The organism is Pseudomonas sp. C2B4 (assembly GCF_013359695.1).
Lineage (GTDB): Bacteria > Pseudomonadota > Gammaproteobacteria > Pseudomonadales > Pseudomonadaceae > Aquipseudomonas.
Genome location: NZ_JABFMU010000001.1, coordinates 315,161 through 331,378 on the forward strand (window position 1 = coordinate 315,161; position 16,218 = coordinate 331,378).

The window sequence follows — 16,218 nt, forward strand, 5'->3', positions numbered from 1 at the left end:
ATCACCATGCTCGAAAGTTGTCAGAATGCTCAGGAACGCTGGGGTGGAGTGCACCTGCTGATCGACCGCTGGTTGCAGGAGCGCAAAGAACTCATCGACGCATACGACAAGCTCGGCGCAAAGCCTGAAGCCTTGGGCGAGAACCGCAAACCTCTGCAAGAGTTCTGCGGCGTGCTGGTCGATTACGTGTCTGCCGGCCACTTCGAAATCTATGAACAGCTGACGGGGGAGGCCAAGGCCTTCAACGACAAGCGTGGTCTGGAGCTCGCCGAGACTCTCTACCCGCGCATCGATGTCATTACCGAGAAACTGCTCGCGTTCAATGACCTGTGCGATGAAGGTAAATGTGTCGCCGAGAAGTTCAAGGAGCTGGGAGGTCTGTTGCACGAACGCTTCGAACTGGAAGATTGCCTGATCGAAGTGCTGCACACGGCTCACAAGGAAACCGATTCGGTCCAGGCCTGAGTCGTTACCCGCAAGTACTCGAAACGGTGCGCCAAGGCGCACCGTTTTTCATTTGCGCAATCAGCTGGTGGCGCCGCGTAATTCGACTTCGAACACCAGCGGTGTGAACGGCGCGATCAGGTCGCCGGCACCGTCGGCGCCATAGGCTTGCGCCGATGGAATCACCAGACGCCATTTGGCACCTACCGGCATGTTTTGCAAGGCGCTGCGCCAGCCGCTGATCACGCTATCGAGACTGAACCATTGCGGCTGGCTGTTCTGGTCGAAAACGGTGCCGTCGGGAAGGCGCCCGACATACAGTACCTGCACCTTGCCGCCCGGTCCGGCGGTGGCGCCAGTCCCGGGTGCCAGCTCTGTCAGCAGTATCCCGTCCGCCAGTTCACGCACACCCGGTTTGGATTTTTCCTCGGCGAGAAAGCGCTGCTCATTTTCCAGCGCCAGCTCGCTTTGCGGTGCAGGAGTTTGCATGGCAACCCGGGCTTCGTGTTCCGTCAGAATCTGTTCGATCTGCTCGTCTTTCAGCGCCAGCGGTTTGCCTTGATAGGCTTGCTGCAAGCCTTCGACCAGTGCTTTGAGTTGAAGATCGGGAACCTCCTGACGCAAGCGTTCACCGAGGCTTGCACCCAAGCTGTAAGCGAGATCGTGGGCGTCATTTTCCGATGTTTTTTCGGCGGCCTGGGCCACGGAAAAAATCACGCACAGCGATAAAAAAAGATAGCGCGACATGGGCACTCTCCGACCTGAGATGCGGGCGATTATGCCAGTGTGAATGCACTCAACGGTGAACTGCTTTTGTTCAAGCGCAGAAGATTTTCCATCTGTTGCAACGCAACGCTCTGGATACTGTCAAGATGCCCTAGCGGCGGTAGCAGCAGAGGTCTAGTATGAGCCGCACCCACGTCAGCCAGGAGGTAAACCATGTCGGCCACCAAGAAGCCTGTAAATACCCCGTTGCACTTACTCCAACAACTCTCGAGCAGCCTGCTCGAGCATCTGGAAACCGCTTGTTCCGAAGCGCTGGCTGATGCTGAAAAACTGCTCGCCAAACTGGAAAAGCAGCGCGGAAAAGCGCAGGAAAAACTGCACAAATCCCGCCTCAAATTGCAGGATGCTGCGGCGGCCGGAAAGGCCAAGGCACAAGCCAAAGCCAAGGACGCAGTGAAGGAGCTCGAAGACCTGCTTGATGCCCTCAAGGCGCGTCAATCGGACACTCGCGGCTACATTCTGCAACTCAAGCGCGACGCTCAAGAAAGCCTGAAGCTGGCTCAGGGCGTTGGTCGCGTACAAGAGGCTGTCGGCAAGGCGTTGTCCCTGCGTGCAGCCAAGCCTGCTGCGGCCCCTGCGAAGAAAGCCGCTGCCAAACCGGTTGCCGCAAAAGCACCGGCCAAGCCTGCTGCCAAACCGGCTGCCAAAGCACCGGTGAAAGCCGCAGCAAAACCAGCCGCTAAACCTGCGGCGAAAAAACCGGTCGCTGCCAGCGCTGCAAAACCGGCTGCTAAAACTGCAGCGGCAAAACCTGCTGCCAAGCCAGCCGCTGCCAGAACCGCTGCTGCGAAACCTGCTGCAAGAACCGCTGCCGCAAAACCAGCCGTGGCGAAAACCGCTGCTGCCAAACCAGCCGCCAAGCCGGCCGCAAAACCCGCGGCGAAAACAGCCGCAGCCAAACCGGCGGCTAAGCCTGCTGCTGCTAAAACCGCTGCCAAGCCAGCGGCAAAACCAGCGGCTAAACCCGCTGCAAAACCAGCCGCCAAACCGGCAGCAAAAACTGCAGCGGCTAAACCTGCTGCCAAGCCAGCCACTGGCGTAAAACCAGCCGCAGCGAAACCAGCAGCCAAACCTGCCGCTGCAAAACCAGCTGCAAAACCAGCCGCTGCAAAACCTGCTGCCAAGCCAGCAGTGAAAAAACCTGCCGTTGCTGCCAAGCCGACCCCGGCTCCTGCTGCCAAGCCAGCCGCTCCAGCAACTCCAGCGCCTGCTGCTTCCGTCGCTTCTGCGCCGACAGCAACCACCTCGACCACCACTGCGCCAACGCCAGTTGCACCGTCGAGCACTGCCACCACCCCAACCAGCGCTTCCTAAGTGCCGGATACCGCGACGCGCAGCTGATGCAGCGCGTCGCGGTCCAGGTGGGTGGCGCCCGCTGCTACACCTTCAAGCCAGGCCGATAAATCGGTCGTCTCATCCTGCGGCCAGCCCTGCGCCGATCCCGCCAGTCGCAATAACAGATGTCGTTCGGCTTCCAGTTCCAATGCCTTCACTTGTTCGCGCAGCGTACGCAGCTCGGCATCCTGTGCTGCAGTGGATTTCCACTGTGTGCGTAAAGCCCTTAACGGCTGCACGACATCCGCGTCCCAAGGCCCAGCCACACTGCGAAGCTGCTGCAAGCGTGGCTCACTGCAGGCGACGCCTCGCTGCCCCAGCCATGCTCCGCACAGCAGAAGACACACATTGACGCCCGCCGACTGCAATTGCAGGCACGCCTGCTCAACGCCCGGACGTGCGTAAAGGGTCAGGGAAAAGCTCCACAGGTCAGAGGACATAGTGCTACTCGCGCCAGTTGCGAGCGAAGCTGGTAGACTCCGCCGCCATTATGATTCGACTTCAGAACCTGACTTTACAGCGTGGCCCGCAACGTCTGCTAGAAGACGCCGAGCTGACCCTGCACGCCGGCCAGAAAGCCGGCCTCATCGGTGCCAACGGCGCCGGCAAATCGAGCCTGTTCGCCTTGCTTCGGGGTGAACTGCACCCCGACTCGGGCGACTGCTTCCTGCCGGCCGACTGGCGTATCGCCCACATGCGCCAGGAGGTCGACACGCTCGAACGCCTGGCGGTCGACTACGTGCTCGATGGCGACCTTCGCCTGCGCCAGGTGCAACGCGATCTGGCGGCAGCCGAAGCGGCCCATGACGGTGCCGCACAGGCCCGCCTGCACTCGGAACTCGACAGCGCCGACGGCTACACCGCCGACGCCCGGGCGCGCAAGCTGCTGGCGGGCCTTGGGTTCACCAACGAGCAGATGGATCGTCAGGTCGGGGATTTCTCCGGTGGCTGGCGGATGCGCCTGAACCTGGCCCAGGCCTTGATGTGCCCTTCGGACCTGCTGTTACTCGACGAGCCTACCAACCACCTGGATCTCGACGCCATTATCTGGCTCGAAGAGTGGCTCAAGAGCTATCCCGGCACCTTGATGCTGATCTCCCACGACCGGGACTTCCTCGATGCCGTGGTTGATCACGTGGCCCACGTCGATCAGCGCAAGATCACCTTGTACCGCGGTGGCTACAGCGCCTTCGAACGTGCCCGCGCAGAACGTCTGGCCCAGCAACAGCAGGCCTACGAGAAGCAGCAGGCGCAACGTGCGCACATGGAAAGCTACATCGCCCGCTTCAAGGCCCAGGCCACCAAGGCCCGTCAGGCCCAGAGCCGGATCAAGGCGCTGGAGCGGATGGAAGAGCTGACAGCCGCCCACGTCGATTCGCCGTTCGACTTTGTCTTCCGCGAATCGCAGAAAATCTCCAGCCCGCTGATCGACCTGTCCGATGCCCGTCTGGGCTATGGCGAAAAAACTGTGCTGGAGAAGGTCAAGCTGCAACTGACCCCAGGTGCGCGGATCGGTTTGCTGGGCCCTAACGGTGCCGGTAAATCGACCCTGATCAAGAACCTTGCCGGTGAGCTTGAGCCGCTGGCCGGCCGTTTGACCCGTGGCGAGAACACCGTCGTCGGCTACTTCGCCCAGCATCAGCTCGACTCTCTGGACGCCAAGGCCAGCCCGTTGCTGCATTTGCAGCGACTGGCACCGACCGAGCGCGAACAGACCTTGCGCGACTTCCTCGGCGGTTTCGACTTCCGCGGTGCGAGGATCGACGAGCCTGTGTTGAATTTCTCCGGTGGCGAGAAAGCGCGTCTGGCTCTGGCGTTGATCGCCTGGGACCGGCCGAACCTGCTGCTGCTCGACGAACCGACCAACCACCTGGACCTGGAGATGCGCCTGGCGCTGACCATGGCCCTTCAGGAGTTCAGCGGTGCGGTACTGGTGGTCTCTCACGACCGTCACCTGCTCAAAAGCACCACGGATAACTTCTTCCTGGTGGCGGACGGCAAGGTCGAAGAATTCGACGGCGACCTGGAAGACTACACCCGTTGGCTGGTCGATTACCGTCAGCGCAACGCCCCGGTCAGCACCGCTGTGGTCAACCCGGACAAGACCGACAAGAAAGCCCAGCGTCAGGCCGCGGCCGCCTTGCGTCAGCAACTGGCCCCGCACAAGCGCGAAGCGGAAAAGCTCGAAGCCGAACTGGGCAAGCTGCACGAGAAACTGGCGAAGATCGATGTCAGTCTCGGTGACAGCGATATCTACGAGCCGGCGCGCAAGAACGAGTTGCGCGATCTGCTGGCGGAGCAGGCCAAGCTGAAGGTCCGTGAGGCGGAACTGGAAGAAGCCTGGATGGAAGCCCTGGAACTGCTGGAAAGCATGCAGGCGGAGCTGGAGGCGCTGTCCTGATGGACGCCTTCAAGCTACCGCTACCGGCGATGTGGGTCGAGCCGATCTGGCTCGGCGTGCAGATCCTGCTGATTCTGCTGGCCGGCTACATCACCCAGCGCTTTGTCGCCAAGTGCCTGACCCGCCTCGGCGAGCGTTATCCGTTTCCGCCGCAATTGCTGATGCCGCTGCGCGGCGGCCTGCGCTGGCTGATCATGGGCAGTGCGCTGATTTTCGTACTGGAACGCCTCGGGGTTTCGGCCACCGTGCTCTGGACGGCATTGTCCGGGTTTGTCGCGGTCGCAGCGGTGGCGTTTTTCGCCATGTGGAGTGTGCTCTCCAATCTGCTCTGCGCGATTCTGATCTTTACCGTTGGCCCGTTCCGCCTCGGCGATGTGGTCGAATTGGTGGACACCACCGACAAGCCAGGCGTCAAAGGTCGGGTGGTGGCGATCAATCTGCTGTACACCACGCTGATCGAAGCAGAAGAGCTCGGTACCGGTAGTGCGATGGTGCAAGTGCCCAATAGTCTGTTTTTCCAGCGTTCGGTGCGGCGTTGGCGTGGCTCGGATGTATTCCCTTCCAGCGGGTTTGAAAAGTAAGCCTTCTGTTGCCTGATACACCGCCTTCGCGAGCAGGCTCGCTCCCACAGTCGACCGAATTCTTCCAGGAGAGCAGTGGTCTAATGTGGGAGCGAGCCTGCTCGCGAATGGGCCCTTAAGCCCTGAACGCTGGTCGGCAGCTGCAACATCCTGCAAAAAATCGGTAGTCATCAGCCCAAAGCCGCATTAGCTTAGATGTCTGTCACGAGTCTGAGTCGAGGTGTGCGATGGAGCTTCAAACATGGCTGGCTTTTTTTGCCGCCTGTTGGGTGATCAGTCTGTCTCCGGGGGCCGGCGCCATTGCGTCGATGTCCAGCGGTCTGCAATACGGATTCTGGCGTGGCTACTGGAACGCCCTGGGCCTGCAATTGGGCCTTGCGGTGCAAATCGCCATTGTCGGTGCCGGTGTGGGGGCGATTCTCACCGCGTCAGCGACAGCCTTTTATGCGATCAAATGGTTCGGTGTGGCGTACCTGGTCTATCTCGCGATCAAGCAATGGCGTGCGCTGCCCAGCGACATGAGCGATGACGCGGCCATTCGCCAGATCGGCAAGCCGATGGCCCTGGTGTTCCGTGGTTTCCTGGTGAACATCAGCAACCCCAAGGCACTGGTGTTCATGCTCGCGGTATTGCCGCAGTTCATCGACCCGCATGCACCACTGCTGATCCAGTACGTGATCATCGGCGTGACCATGATTTGCGTCGATCTGATCGTGATGGCCGGTTACACCGGGCTGGCCTCCAAGGTGCTGCGCCTGTTGCGCACGCCCAAACAGCAAAAGCGCATGAACCGTACCTTTGCCGGACTGTTCATTGGCGCCGCGGCGTTCATGGCGACGTTGCGCAAAGCGGCGGTATAAAGTCTCTGGTTATAAAAAAGGCGACCTTTTCAGGTCGCCTTTTTCATTGTGGCGAAGGTAAGGGCTTCAGCGCAGGATCACCGGCGCAGTATCCGGCGGTAAATCGTTGTGCTGCGCCGGCTGTCCTGAGGACTCATCACTGCCACCACCCAACTGTTCGCTCAATTGCCGGGCCACGTCTTCACCCAGGGACCGGGACACTTCCCGCACCACCCTTGGACGATTGAGCGATACGTGGATATCACGGTCATTGATCAGTTTGGTGTCCTGGGCTTCACCCATCGCCGTGAAAGCCGAGGTGATTTCATATGTGCGGGTGTTGATCAGACTGAAATCAGCCACCAGGGTCAGGGCCAAGACCGCCGAGTAACTGTCGGTGTTGGCCAGTTCGTTCATGTCCTGGGTGAAATCGATATCCGAGAGCGTGCCGAACAACACATAGTCGGCGCCTTCGAATTGGCCGGTCTTGATACGCTTGATCACGTCATACACATCGCTGTTGACGCTGGAGGTGTAGGGCGTGCCTTGAATCAGTTGGAACATCCCGGTCTTGAGCATCTGACCCTTGATGTCGCCGGCGAAGCGTCTTATTTCAGTCTGTTCCAGGTAACTGTTTTGCGTCGTGTACTCATCGTAACTGGACGAGCCACTGGCGCCGTAATAGTCCTGCTGATGATCATCGCGAGCGGAAATCACGTGTACGTATTGCTCGACGCTGGCTTCATAAGCCAGGTCGGTGACGGCGATTTTCGGGGCCGCCTGGACGCCGACGGCGCAGGTCAGGGCCATGATGCCAATCCATGCACGCATTGTTCAGCGCTCCGTGGTCTTGCGGATTTCTTTCTCGTCCATCCACTCGGCCAGCCCGCTTTCGACGTCGACCAATTGCAGGCTGAATTTGTAGAAGACGTCCTTGTAATCGGTACTGCGCTTGACGATCGAGCTGATCGAACCTTCCAGGCGATAGCGTGCGGCGATCATGTTGCCCGTTTTCGCCACCGTGCTCTTTTTGTACAGACCGCTCTGGTTTTGCAGCTTGAGCTGATCGACCTGGCTCTGCATGTCGGTGTTGTCGCTGGCAAAACGCGCAGTGCCGGAACGCATCAGTTGCGTCTTGATGGAGGTGGTGATTTCGCGGGTGTCGATGTATTCGCTGGTCTTGTTCCGCACGTCGTATACCTGCACCACCGGGCGCCCCTTCAAGACACCGGATTGGGCAAGGGAGCGGGTCATGCTTTCAGCGATCATTTGCAGGTCGGTGGAGCCGAATTCGTTGGTCACCAGTTCCACGGCTTTGGGATCGCCATAGCTGATGTTGCCGCTACCCAGTACGGGTGAGGTGTTGTTGGCGCAGCCGGCAATCAGCAGGAGGCTCAGGGTCAGGCATGAAACGCGAACAAACATGGGCATGCTCTCGGATGAGGGGGTCATGGCGTGTTGATTTCCAGGCGAAAATCGACGGCCTGCGGCACGGGGGCGATGGCAGGAAGAAAGCTCGTCTGTTGGGCGTAGACGGTCAGGCTTTTCCAGCTCTCCGCATCGGTCACTGGAAAACCTTCGGGCCCTAGCCACAGATAGCGGTAGTACAGGGTTTTATTGCGGGTATCGGTGTTGCTCAGTTGCGTGTTGACCGTCAGGAAGCCGTTCTCCCGGGCCATTCGCATCGGGCCGATGGCCATGTCTTCAATCGGCCCTGTTGCCAGGACTTTACTGGCGGCGCTACCCGGCTCCGGTGGTGGCGTGGCACAACCGGCCAGGAGAGCCAGGGCGACAGTGGCGATGATCTTCAATCCCATGAATATCTCCGTTCAGTTCAGGACCGCAGCTTGCGGTAGGGGCGTGGATTCGATCATCAGGGCTCTGTCGGCGGCGTATATCTGGTTGCTCACAGCCCGGAGGCTCAAGGCCTGATGGGTTTGATCGATCCTGAATTTGACCGGCAAGTACTCCGGCGCATTAGGCACAGTCAGCTCGTGCACGCCTTTCTTGAGCCGCAGACGCACGATGTAGGTCTTGTCGGGCAATGTGCGCCAACCACGTGTGTCGGCGTCCTCGCGCTGAATTTGCTGCAGGATCGTTGCCTCCAGCAGTTCGGGTCTGCGCTTTTTCAGGTACGCCTGCTCTCTCGCATTGGACTTGGCACGAACCAGGGTGCGCTCGATGATGCCCGGCATATCGTCACGCAACGTACGTCGAGCCATGTCGCCAAAGCTGTTGATCAGGGTCAGCTTCTGCTGCTTCCCGTCCACGCTGATGTAATCCACCGGCGGCGTGGACGTGTCCGGGACGATGATCGGGAACGACATATTGGTGATGAAGGCTTCACCGTCGACATCCACTGAAATGGGCACGCGAACCGAACTGCGCGCAGGTGCCAGGCCGGTTTGCACGATTAGCAGGACATCACTCTCGCCAGCCTTGAGCGGCGATTTGTCGAGGTTGCGCAACGCTTGCTCAAGCAGTGGTGTGTTTGGGCGAAGTTCGACAGCCTTGCGATAGCCCGGCGCGGCGAGGTCTTTCTCATTCAGGGCTTCATAGATAAAACCGGCCAGGTAATGACTGAATGCGCTCTGGTAACTGTTTTTCAACGCAATCACTTCCGGGGCGTCGAGCGTCGCAACCGGGTAGCCCTGAAGGTCTTTGTATTGCAGGGAAATCCCTTGCTCCTGGGCCTGGTTTTCCAGCTCCAGGTATTGCAAATCGCGTTTTTCGGCAATGCCGGCTTCACGCTCATGGGTTTTCTTGATCAACACTCGCGCGTCGGCAGGGTCGGCGTTGGACATGAAAATCAGCGCCATTTGCGTGGTCAGGGCAACCTTCTCGAAATCGTAGCCGTCGTAGAAGCGCACTTTGTCATTGGCGACGTAGCTGTTGTACTCAGTCAGTTTTTTGAAAGTGGAAAATCTCGATGAGTTCTCGTAGGCCACGATAGACCGATCGGCATAGTCCCACGCTGCAAAGCTACCGGTCATATCGCCCTTGAGCCGCAGCAGTTCGCCTTTCTCGAAGTGATAGAGCAGGTCGCCGGGGGCGAAGGGATTGTTGCGCTCAAGTACGGCCAATGACCCGTCGAGCTGGCCTGCATTGAAGTAGGCAAGGGTTTCTCCCAATTCGGCGTTGTAATCGCGCGTGGTTGGGCAACCGCTCAGCATGACGCATGCACCGAGTACCAGCAGGAAGCGCAAGCAGGTGGCCATGTACGATGTGTCTTCCTTGAAAATGACCACCAAGAGGTGGCGAAGTATAGATCCGAATGATGGCACTTTGTTCCACTCTGCATTGAGCGCCTGTGCATACAAAGCTTGAGTGAAAGTCATTGGGAGGGAACAATATGTTACTTCGTGTTTCCAATTGAGATTCATTCATGATTGCCCCGTCCCGTTTCCTGGCCTGGCTGATAGCGCCGGTGTTTGCCCTATGCAGTTTCAACCTGCTGGCCGACACGGTGGAAGGCGCGCCGCAAGCCCTGCATTTGCTCGATTACATCGGTGCGGACTACCCACAGGCAGTGCAAGCCGGCAAGGTCGTCAACGAGTCCGAGTACCGCGAGCAACTGGAATTCGTCCAGGCGCTGCAAGGCCTGGTGGCAGGCATGCCGGCCAAGCCGGAGAAGGTTGGGTTGGAGCAGGGCATCGGCACGCTGCGCAGTGCGATCGCTGCGCGTCAGGATGGCGCGGATGTCGCCCGTCAAGCGCGGCAACTCGGTGCGAAACTGGCGGTGGCCTATGAAGTCAGCCAGGCGCCGATCATTACCCCGGACCCGACCCGGGGGGCGCCGCTGTATGCGCAACACTGCTCGGTGTGTCACGGAGACACCGGTGCAGGCGATGGCCCGGCGGGTGTCGGTCTGACGCCGCCGCCGGCCAATCTGCGCGATCACGAGCGTCTGGATCACCTGAGTCTCTACGCCATCTACAACACCCTGGGCCTGGGCGTAGAAGGCACCGATATGCCAGCCTTCGCCGATCAGCTCGATGATCGCCAGCGTTGGGACCTGGCCGCTTACATCGCCAGCTTCAGTGCCGATCCAGCGACTGTCGGCAGCGACAAGGTCTACAACATCGCCGATCTGGCCCGCCAGACCCCCGCCGAAGTGCAGGCCGCCGATGGTCCGCAAGCCGCGGCGACCTTCCGGGCACAGCGGGCGCAGCCGCCGCAGGTCAAGCGAGGCCCGGCGCAGTTGCTCGATTACACCGCCGCGACCCTGGACAAGAGCGTCGCGGCCTACCGTTCCGGCGACCACGATCAGGCGTATGACCTGTCGGTAGCGGCGTATCTGGAAGGCTTCGAACTCGTTGAAAGCTCGCTCGACAACGTTGACGCCAATGTGCGCAAGGACACGGAAAAGTCGCTGATGGCTTACCGTCAGTCGTTGCAGGATGGCTTGCCATTGGATCAGGTCGAGCAGCGTCTGGAGGCGGCCAAGGCCAAACTGAAGACCTCAGCCGGTCTGTTGGGCAGTGATGGTTTGAGCTGGTCGCTGAGCTACATTTCCGGGCTGTTGATTCTGCTGCGTGAAGGACTGGAAGCGATTCTGGTGCTGGCGGCGATCCTCGCGTTCCTGCGTAACACCGGCCAGCAATCGGCGGTGCGCAGCGTCAATGTCGGCTGGGGCCTGGCGTTGTTGGCGGGCCTGGGAACCTGGGCGTTGGCGGCGTATGTGATCGATGTCAGCGGTTCGCAACGTGAACTGCTCGAAGGCGCGACGGCGTTGTTCGCCAGCGTCATGGTGCTGTGGCTCGGCGTGTGGATGCACGACCGTCGTCACGCGGCAGCCTGGCAGGATTACATCAAGAGCAGCCTGGTGGGCGGCGGCGGGCGGTTCGGGTTTGCGATCCTGGCGTTCTTCTCGGTGTATCGCGAACTGTTCGAAGTGATCCTGTTCTACGAAACCCTCTGGTTGCAGGCAGGTGCTGCGGGGCATGACGCGGTGCTGGCCGGCGGTGCAACGGCGCTAGTGCTGCTGGTGGGCCTGGCCTGGGTGATCCTGCGCGGCTCGGCGAAACTGCCGTTGGCGCTGTTCTTCAGCATCAACGCCGGTCTGCTCTGCGCCTTGTCGGTGGTATTCGCCGGGCATGGTGTGAAGGCGTTGCAGGAAGCCGGGATCTTCGGCACGCGGCCGGTGCCGTTCTTTGACTTCGACTGGCTGGGGATTCATGCCGATGCTCATTCGTTGAGTGCGCAGGCGGTGGCGATTCTGGCAATCATCGTGCTGTATGGCCGCAGTCGTATGGCCGAGAAGCAGCGGGTGCAGGTTTCTTAACAGCATTCGCTTCGCTCATATTCGCGGGCAAGCCACGCTCCCACAGGTTTAGCGTTAACCTTGTGGGAGCGTGGCTTGCCCGCGATGCTTTTTAGAAGAGGAAAACCTGATGCGTGTCTGGATCGATGCCGACGCCTGCCCCCGGGCGGCCAAGGACCTGGTGGTGAAGTTCGCCCTCAAGCGCCAGTTTGAAGTGGTGCTGGTGGCCGGTCAGCCGCAGATCAAACCGGGCCTGGCCCTGGTGAAGCTGATCGTGGTGCCCAGTGGTCCGGACGCGGCCGACGACTATCTGGTGGAGCACGCGGTGCCCGGTGAACTGGTGATCTGCAGCGACGTGCCGCTGGCCGACCGGCTGGTGAAGAAGGGCGTTGCGGCGCTGGACCCACGAGGCAAGGAATTCGACGCGCAGAACATGGGCGATCGACTGGCGGTGCGCAACCTGTTCACCGATTTGCGCGAGCAAGGGCAGATGAGTGGCGGGCCGGCACCGTTTGGCGAGCGTGAGAAGCAGGCGTTTGCCAATGCGCTGGATCGGATTTTGACCAGGCTCACACGCAACGCTTAAAACACACAAAACCCTGTGGGAGCGAGCCTGCTCGCGAATGCGGTGTATCAGTCAAAATCAATGTTGAATGACACTTCGCTTTCGCGAGCAGGCTCGCTCCCACACTAGATCAGTGTCAGGCGTCGTTTTCGTGGGTCAGTTCGAGCACGCGGTCGACCAGTTTGTTGATGCCTGAAGCCGCCTCGCTGATGCTACCGGCCAGCATGTACGCCGGGGTGCTCACCAGTTTGCGCGCCTTGTCTTCAACGATGTCGCTCACGGCGCAATCCTTGTGGGTCGCGCCCATCTTGTTCAGCGCGGCGGCGGTGTCGGCGTCGTTACCGATGGTGCAGGTCACGCCTGGACCATAGATCTTCGCCGCCAGGGCTGGCGAGATACAGATCAGGCCGACCGGTTTACCGGCTTCGGCGAAGGCTTCGGTCAAGGCCAGGACATCCGGTTGCACGGTACAGCCGGTGCCCTCGATGGCGAAGTTGGAGAGGTTCTTGGCCGATCCGAAACCGCCTGGAATGATCAGCGCATCGAATTCTTCAGCGTCTGCTTCACGGATATCCTTGATCTCGCCGCGGGCAATGCGCGCCGACTCCACCAGCACATTGCGCGACTCGGGCATTTCTTCGCCGGTGAGGTGATTGATTACGTGCAACTGCGCAATATTCGGTGCGAAACACTGGACCTGCGCGCCACGCTGGTCCAGGCGCAGCAGAGTAATCACGCTTTCATAGATCTCTGCGCCGTCGTACACGCCACAACCGGAAAGGATCACTGCAACTTTTTTGCTCATGGGCTTTTCTCCAGATTCATGGCGTTAAATGTCCACTAATTTGTCACTCGTTGCCATAGGGTTAATTCACGGCTACACATAGCATCTGTCCTCAAGATTCCGATCAGGGCGCGTCATGGACTTCATTCTGTATGCGGTGCCGTTTTTCTTTGTGCTGATTGCCGTCGAACTGCTGGCCGACCGCTGGCGCGGGGTCAGCAACTATCGGGTGGCGGACGCGATCAACAGCATCAGCACCGGCGTGCTGTCGACCACCACGGGCCTTTTGACCAAGGGCGTGGGGTTGGTGACCTATGCATTTGCCCTCAAGCACCTGGCGCTGTTCGAGCTCTCGGCCGACAGCGTGTGGGTCTGGGTGTTTGCCTTCGTATTTTATGACTTCTGCTACTACTGGCTGCACCGCATGGGTCACGAGCGCAATATTCTCTGGGCGGCGCATTCGGTGCATCACCAGAGCGAGGACTACAACCTCTCCACCGCCCTGCGCCAGACCAGTACCGGATTTCTGCTGAGCTGGATCTTCTACCTGCCCATGGCCGTGGCTGGCGTGCCATTGCTGGTGTTTGTCAGTGTCGCCGCGCTTAACCTGCTGTACCAGTTCTGGGTGCACACCCGGCACATTCCCAAGCTCGGCTGGTTCGAGTGGTTCTTTGTCACGCCATCCAATCATCGGGCCCACCATGCACAGAACGCTCTCTACATGGATCGCAACTATGGCGGGGTGTTCATTATTTGGGACCGTCTGTTCGGCTCGTTCCAGGAAGAAGACGACAACGAACCGGTCATTTTCGGCGTGACCACACCGCTGGCGAGCTGGAACCCGATCTGGGCGAATGTGCAGTTCTACGCGCAGCTGTGGGCGGATGCGCGGCGTGCCGAAAGTACCTGGGACAAGCTGCGGATCTGGTTCATGCGCACCGGCTGGCGGCCGGCGGATGTGGCGGCCAGGTACCCGATGAACAAACCGGACTTGAGCCAATTCCGCAAATTCGAGGTACCGCTGGACGGACGGCAGCTGTGGTATGTGGCGCTGCAGTTCTGCGTCTATATCGCGCTGGGCAGCTATTTGATGAACCTGGAACCGCAGCTGTCGACCCCTGCGCTTGTGCTCGGCTGGGGGGCGGTGGCGGTGGGGTTGTTCGTGTTGGGCGTGGCCCTGGAGAATCGGCCGTGGGCGTTGAAACTGGAGTTGCTGCGGCTGGCATCGAACATGCCGCTGGTGTGGCTGGCCCCGGTGGTGGGGCTATGGCCGGCCAGCGCGGTGGGCTGGGTCGGCCTGCTCAGTTACAGCCTGCTCAGTGGAATCGGTCTCTACTGTTGCAGAAACCGCTTCACTCGACTGGCGTCTTAGGTTCGCCGCTACTGGCCTGTCTGGCTTTCAGGGCTTGCTCGTCGGCGTAGACCTGTTTGGCCAGGCGCGCGTTCTTGAAGCGTCGACGCAGCCACAGGCCCAGGCCCAGGACGAGCAGGGCGCCGAGCACCCACAGCTCGTACTTCTTGATGCTGCCGAGCATGCCTTCGAGCACCGCCCCGAAGTGATAGGCCGCCGCCGCGAGCGCGGTGGCCCAGATTGCCGCCCCAATCCCGTTGAGCAGCAGATAACGGCCCGGTGGATAGCCCGACAAGCCGATCGCCACCGGCATTACCGTGCGCAAGCCGTAGACAAAACGGAAGCTCAGGACCCAGATGTCCGGGTGCTTGCGGATGTGTTCCAGCGCCCGGTCACCCATCAATTGCCAGCGAGGCTTGCGCGCCAGCAGCTTGCGCCCGTGCTTGCGTCCCAGGAAGTACCACAGCTGATCGCCGGCATAACTGCCGAAGAACGCCACGACCACCACCAGGTTGATGTCCATGTATCCACGGAACGCAAGGAAGCCTGCGAGCACCAGGATGGTTTCGCCTTCGAAGAACGTGCCGAGAAACAGGGCAAAGTAGCCGAAGTCATGCAGAAATTGTTGGAGCATTGTCTGGGTGCTGGCGAAATGAACGCGCAGCCTAACCCTTCGTACACATTCAGGAAAGTGTCCAAATGTGTCTCGACGTGAACATTTCCTACAAGGACAATGGAATGCGGCTACGTGTCACAGGTTGCACACAACTGTCATGTGTTCGTCATAATGGCCGCTTATAACTGTCACGCTCGCCCGTCTGCGCGGGCTCAGGAGTCTGCCGTGAGCTTTACCCCCGCCAACCGTTTGTTTCCTGCAACCCGCCTGCGCCGTAACCGTCGTGACGATTTCTCGCGTCGACTGGTCCGTGAAAACGTGCTGACCGTCGATGACTTGATTTTGCCGGTGTTCGTGCTGGACGGTGAAAACCGTCGCGAAGCGGTGGCCTCGATGCCGGGCGTCGAACGCCTGACTATCGATTTGTTGCTGGAAGAAGCGGCCAAGTGGGTCGAGTTGGGCATTCCGGCACTGGCGCTGTTCCCGGTGACGCCGTCGGAGCTCAAATCGCTGGACGCTGCCGAAGCCTGGAACCCCGAGGGTATCGCACAGCGCGCCACCCGTGCCCTGCGCGCGCAGTTCCCTGAGCTGGGTGTGATCACCGACGTCGCGCTGGATCCGTTCACCACCCACGGTCAGGACGGCATTCTCGACGAAGAAGGCTATGTGCAGAACGACATCACCGTCGACGCACTGGTCAAACAAGCCTTGTCCCATGCCGAAGCCGGCGCCCAGGTCGTGGCGCCGTCTGACATGATGGACGGCCGCATCCAGGCAATTCGCGAAGCCCTCGAAGTGGCCGGTCACGTCAACGTGCGGATCATGGCCTACTCGGCGAAATACGCCAGTGCCTATTACGGTCCGTTCCGCGATGCGGTCGGTTCGGCGCTGAACCTGGGCAAGGCCAACAAGGCCTCCTATCAGATGGACCCGGCCAACAGCAACGAAGCCCTGCACGAAGTGGCGGCGGACTTGTCAGAAGGTGCGGACATGGTCATGGTCAAGCCAGGCATGCCATATCTGGACATACTTTGCCGGGTCAAAGAAGAATTCAAAGTGCCGACATTTGTTTATCAAGTCAGCGGCGAATACGCCATGCACATGGCGGCGATCCAGAATGGCTGGTTGAGCGAAGGGGTTATCCTTGAATCCCTGACCGCTTTTAAACGTGCAGGCGCAGATGGCATCCTGACCTACTTTGCCGTTCGCGCAGCTCAATTGTTACGAGAGCAAAAATAGCCCTCCCAGGAACG

General features: G+C 60.0%; 17 protein-coding genes. 9 read left to right on the forward strand and 8 right to left on the reverse strand.

The window, feature by feature from the left end:
* The first annotated feature begins 6 nt into the window (after positions 1–6).
* On the forward strand, positions 7–465 hold the full coding sequence (rsd, locus tag HNQ83_RS01475; protein ID WP_175387330.1) for a sigma D regulator: 459 nt from the start codon (positions 7–9) through the stop codon (positions 463–465).
* A 60-nt stretch (positions 466–525) separates the two neighbouring features.
* Here the strand turns inward: rsd and HNQ83_RS01480 are convergent, their stop codons facing one another.
* Entirely contained in the window at positions 526–1,191 is a 666-nt protein-coding gene (locus HNQ83_RS01480; RefSeq protein ID WP_175387331.1) for an FKBP-type peptidyl-prolyl cis-trans isomerase, read from the reverse strand.
* A gap of 192 nt (positions 1,192–1,383) precedes the next feature.
* On the opposite strand from HNQ83_RS01480, the gene HNQ83_RS01485 reads away from it, so the two are divergent.
* Entirely contained in the window at positions 1,384–2,544 is a 1,161-nt protein-coding gene (locus HNQ83_RS01485; protein WP_175387332.1) for an AlgP family protein, read from the forward strand.
* Here the strand turns inward: HNQ83_RS01485 and HNQ83_RS01490 are convergent.
* The gene (locus tag HNQ83_RS01490) at positions 2,541–3,005 is read right to left on the reverse strand and encodes a TIGR02444 family protein (protein ID WP_175387333.1); all 465 of its coding nucleotides are present in this window, start codon (positions 3,003–3,005) and stop codon (positions 2,541–2,543) included. The two genes, HNQ83_RS01485 and HNQ83_RS01490, sit on opposite strands and share 4 nt — an antisense overlap.
* A 50-nt stretch (positions 3,006–3,055) precedes the next feature.
* Between HNQ83_RS01490 and HNQ83_RS01495 the strand changes: the two genes are divergently transcribed.
* The 3 genes from HNQ83_RS01495 to rhtB all read left to right on the forward strand — a co-directional run bounded on the left by HNQ83_RS01495 (position 3,056) and on the right by rhtB (position 6,407).
* On the forward strand, positions 3,056–4,966 hold the full coding sequence (locus HNQ83_RS01495; RefSeq protein WP_175387334.1) for an ATP-binding cassette domain-containing protein: 1,911 nt from the start codon (positions 3,056–3,058) through the stop codon (positions 4,964–4,966).
* Positions 4,966–5,547 carry a mechanosensitive ion channel family protein gene (locus HNQ83_RS01500; RefSeq protein WP_175387335.1) on the forward strand — a complete coding sequence of 194 codons (582 nt, stop codon included), beginning with the start codon at positions 4,966–4,968 and terminating at the stop codon, positions 5,545–5,547. The genes HNQ83_RS01495 and HNQ83_RS01500 overlap by 1 nt, the downstream gene beginning before the upstream one ends.
* A 227-nt stretch (positions 5,548–5,774) precedes the next feature.
* Complete coding sequence (gene rhtB / locus HNQ83_RS01505) at positions 5,775–6,407, forward strand: homoserine/homoserine lactone efflux protein (protein ID WP_175387336.1); 633 nt, start codon at positions 5,775–5,777, stop codon at positions 6,405–6,407.
* 66 nt (positions 6,408–6,473) lie between these two features.
* Here the strand turns inward: rhtB and HNQ83_RS01510 are convergent, their stop codons facing one another.
* Genes HNQ83_RS01510 through HNQ83_RS01525 form a run of 4 tightly spaced genes read right to left on the reverse strand, consistent with a single transcriptional unit; the run spans position 6,474 to position 9,604 of the window.
* On the reverse strand, positions 6,474–7,217 hold the full coding sequence (locus tag HNQ83_RS01510; protein ID WP_175387337.1) for a penicillin-binding protein activator LpoB: 744 nt from the start codon (positions 7,215–7,217) through the stop codon (positions 6,474–6,476).
* Positions 7,218–7,220: 3 nt separating this feature from the next.
* A complete protein-coding gene (lpoB, locus tag HNQ83_RS01515; RefSeq protein WP_175387338.1) occupies positions 7,221–7,811 on the reverse strand; it encodes a penicillin-binding protein activator LpoB in 591 nt (196 codons plus the stop codon).
* Between the two features lie 23 nt (positions 7,812–7,834).
* On the reverse strand, positions 7,835–8,203 hold the full coding sequence (locus tag HNQ83_RS01520) for a YcfL family protein (RefSeq protein ID WP_175387339.1): 369 nt from the start codon (positions 8,201–8,203) through the stop codon (positions 7,835–7,837).
* Positions 8,204–8,215: 12 nt separating this feature from the next.
* Positions 8,216–9,604 carry a COG3014 family protein gene (locus tag HNQ83_RS01525; protein ID WP_175387340.1) on the reverse strand — a complete coding sequence of 463 codons (1,389 nt, stop codon included), beginning with the start codon at positions 9,602–9,604 and terminating at the stop codon, positions 8,216–8,218.
* Positions 9,605–9,771: 167 nt separating this feature from the next.
* Between HNQ83_RS01525 and HNQ83_RS01530 the strand changes: the two genes are divergently transcribed.
* Together HNQ83_RS01530 and HNQ83_RS01535 are read left to right on the forward strand one after the other, a co-directional pair.
* Positions 9,772–11,670, forward strand: a complete 1,899-nt coding sequence (locus HNQ83_RS01530) for a cytochrome c/FTR1 family iron permease (RefSeq protein WP_175387341.1) — start codon at positions 9,772–9,774, stop codon at positions 11,668–11,670.
* 109 nt (positions 11,671–11,779) lie between these two features.
* The gene (locus HNQ83_RS01535; RefSeq protein WP_175387342.1) at positions 11,780–12,235 is read left to right on the forward strand and encodes a YaiI/YqxD family protein; all 456 of its coding nucleotides are present in this window, start codon (positions 11,780–11,782) and stop codon (positions 12,233–12,235) included.
* 115 nt (positions 12,236–12,350) lie between these two features.
* Here HNQ83_RS01535 and elbB read toward each other — a convergent pair whose 3' ends face one another.
* Positions 12,351–13,019 (reverse strand): isoprenoid biosynthesis glyoxalase ElbB, encoded by a 669-nt coding sequence (gene elbB, locus HNQ83_RS01540; protein WP_175387343.1) that lies wholly within the window; start codon positions 13,017–13,019, stop codon positions 12,351–12,353.
* Positions 13,020–13,134: 115 nt separating this feature from the next.
* On the opposite strand from elbB, the gene HNQ83_RS01545 reads away from it, so the two are divergent.
* Positions 13,135–14,370, forward strand: coding sequence for a sterol desaturase family protein (locus HNQ83_RS01545; RefSeq protein ID WP_175387344.1), 1,236 nt, complete (start codon positions 13,135–13,137; stop codon positions 14,368–14,370).
* On the opposite strand, the gene HNQ83_RS01550 is transcribed toward HNQ83_RS01545, so the two are convergent.
* Positions 14,351–14,983: a DedA family protein gene (locus tag HNQ83_RS01550; protein WP_175387345.1), complete on the reverse strand. Its 633-nt coding sequence runs from the start codon at positions 14,981–14,983 to the stop codon at positions 14,351–14,353. The genes HNQ83_RS01545 and HNQ83_RS01550 overlap by 20 nt on opposite strands.
* 207 nt (positions 14,984–15,190) lie before the next feature.
* On the opposite strand from HNQ83_RS01550, the gene hemB reads away from it, so the two are divergent.
* Positions 15,191–16,204: a porphobilinogen synthase gene (gene hemB, locus HNQ83_RS01555; protein WP_150701867.1), complete on the forward strand. Its 1,014-nt coding sequence runs from the start codon at positions 15,191–15,193 to the stop codon at positions 16,202–16,204.
* Positions 16,205–16,218: the final 14 nt, after the last annotated feature.

Coding starts and splice junctions, on each gene's coding strand:
- HNQ83_RS01510 (WP_175387337.1), bottom strand. CDS start 7,217: ATGCGTGCATGGATTGGCATCATGGCCCTGACCTGCGCCGTCGGCGTC.
- HNQ83_RS01520 (WP_175387339.1), bottom strand. CDS start 8,203: ATGGGATTGAAGATCATCGCCACTGTCGCCCTGGCTCTCCTGGCCGGT.
- HNQ83_RS01500 (WP_175387335.1), top strand. CDS start 4,966: ATGGACGCCTTCAAGCTACCGCTACCGGCGATGTGGGTCGAGCCGATC.
- HNQ83_RS01525 (WP_175387340.1), bottom strand. CDS start 9,604: ATGGCCACCTGCTTGCGCTTCCTGCTGGTACTCGGTGCATGCGTCATG.
- rsd (WP_175387330.1), top strand. CDS start 7: ATGCTCGAAAGTTGTCAGAATGCTCAGGAACGCTGGGGTGGAGTGCAC.
- elbB (WP_175387343.1), bottom strand. CDS start 13,019: ATGAGCAAAAAAGTTGCAGTGATCCTTTCCGGTTGTGGCGTGTACGAC.
- HNQ83_RS01535 (WP_175387342.1), top strand. CDS start 11,780: ATGCGTGTCTGGATCGATGCCGACGCCTGCCCCCGGGCGGCCAAGGAC.
- HNQ83_RS01485 (WP_175387332.1), top strand. CDS start 1,384: ATGTCGGCCACCAAGAAGCCTGTAAATACCCCGTTGCACTTACTCCAA.
- rhtB (WP_175387336.1), top strand. CDS start 5,775: ATGGAGCTTCAAACATGGCTGGCTTTTTTTGCCGCCTGTTGGGTGATC.
- lpoB (WP_175387338.1), bottom strand. CDS start 7,811: ATGTTTGTTCGCGTTTCATGCCTGACCCTGAGCCTCCTGCTGATTGCC.
- HNQ83_RS01480 (WP_175387331.1), bottom strand. CDS start 1,191: ATGTCGCGCTATCTTTTTTTATCGCTGTGCGTGATTTTTTCCGTGGCC.
- HNQ83_RS01550 (WP_175387345.1), bottom strand. CDS start 14,983: ATGCTCCAACAATTTCTGCATGACTTCGGCTACTTTGCCCTGTTTCTC.
- HNQ83_RS01545 (WP_175387344.1), top strand. CDS start 13,135: ATGGACTTCATTCTGTATGCGGTGCCGTTTTTCTTTGTGCTGATTGCC.
- HNQ83_RS01495 (WP_175387334.1), top strand. CDS start 3,056: ATGATTCGACTTCAGAACCTGACTTTACAGCGTGGCCCGCAACGTCTG.
- HNQ83_RS01490 (WP_175387333.1), bottom strand. CDS start 3,005: ATGTCCTCTGACCTGTGGAGCTTTTCCCTGACCCTTTACGCACGTCCG.
- HNQ83_RS01530 (WP_175387341.1), top strand. CDS start 9,772: ATGATTGCCCCGTCCCGTTTCCTGGCCTGGCTGATAGCGCCGGTGTTT.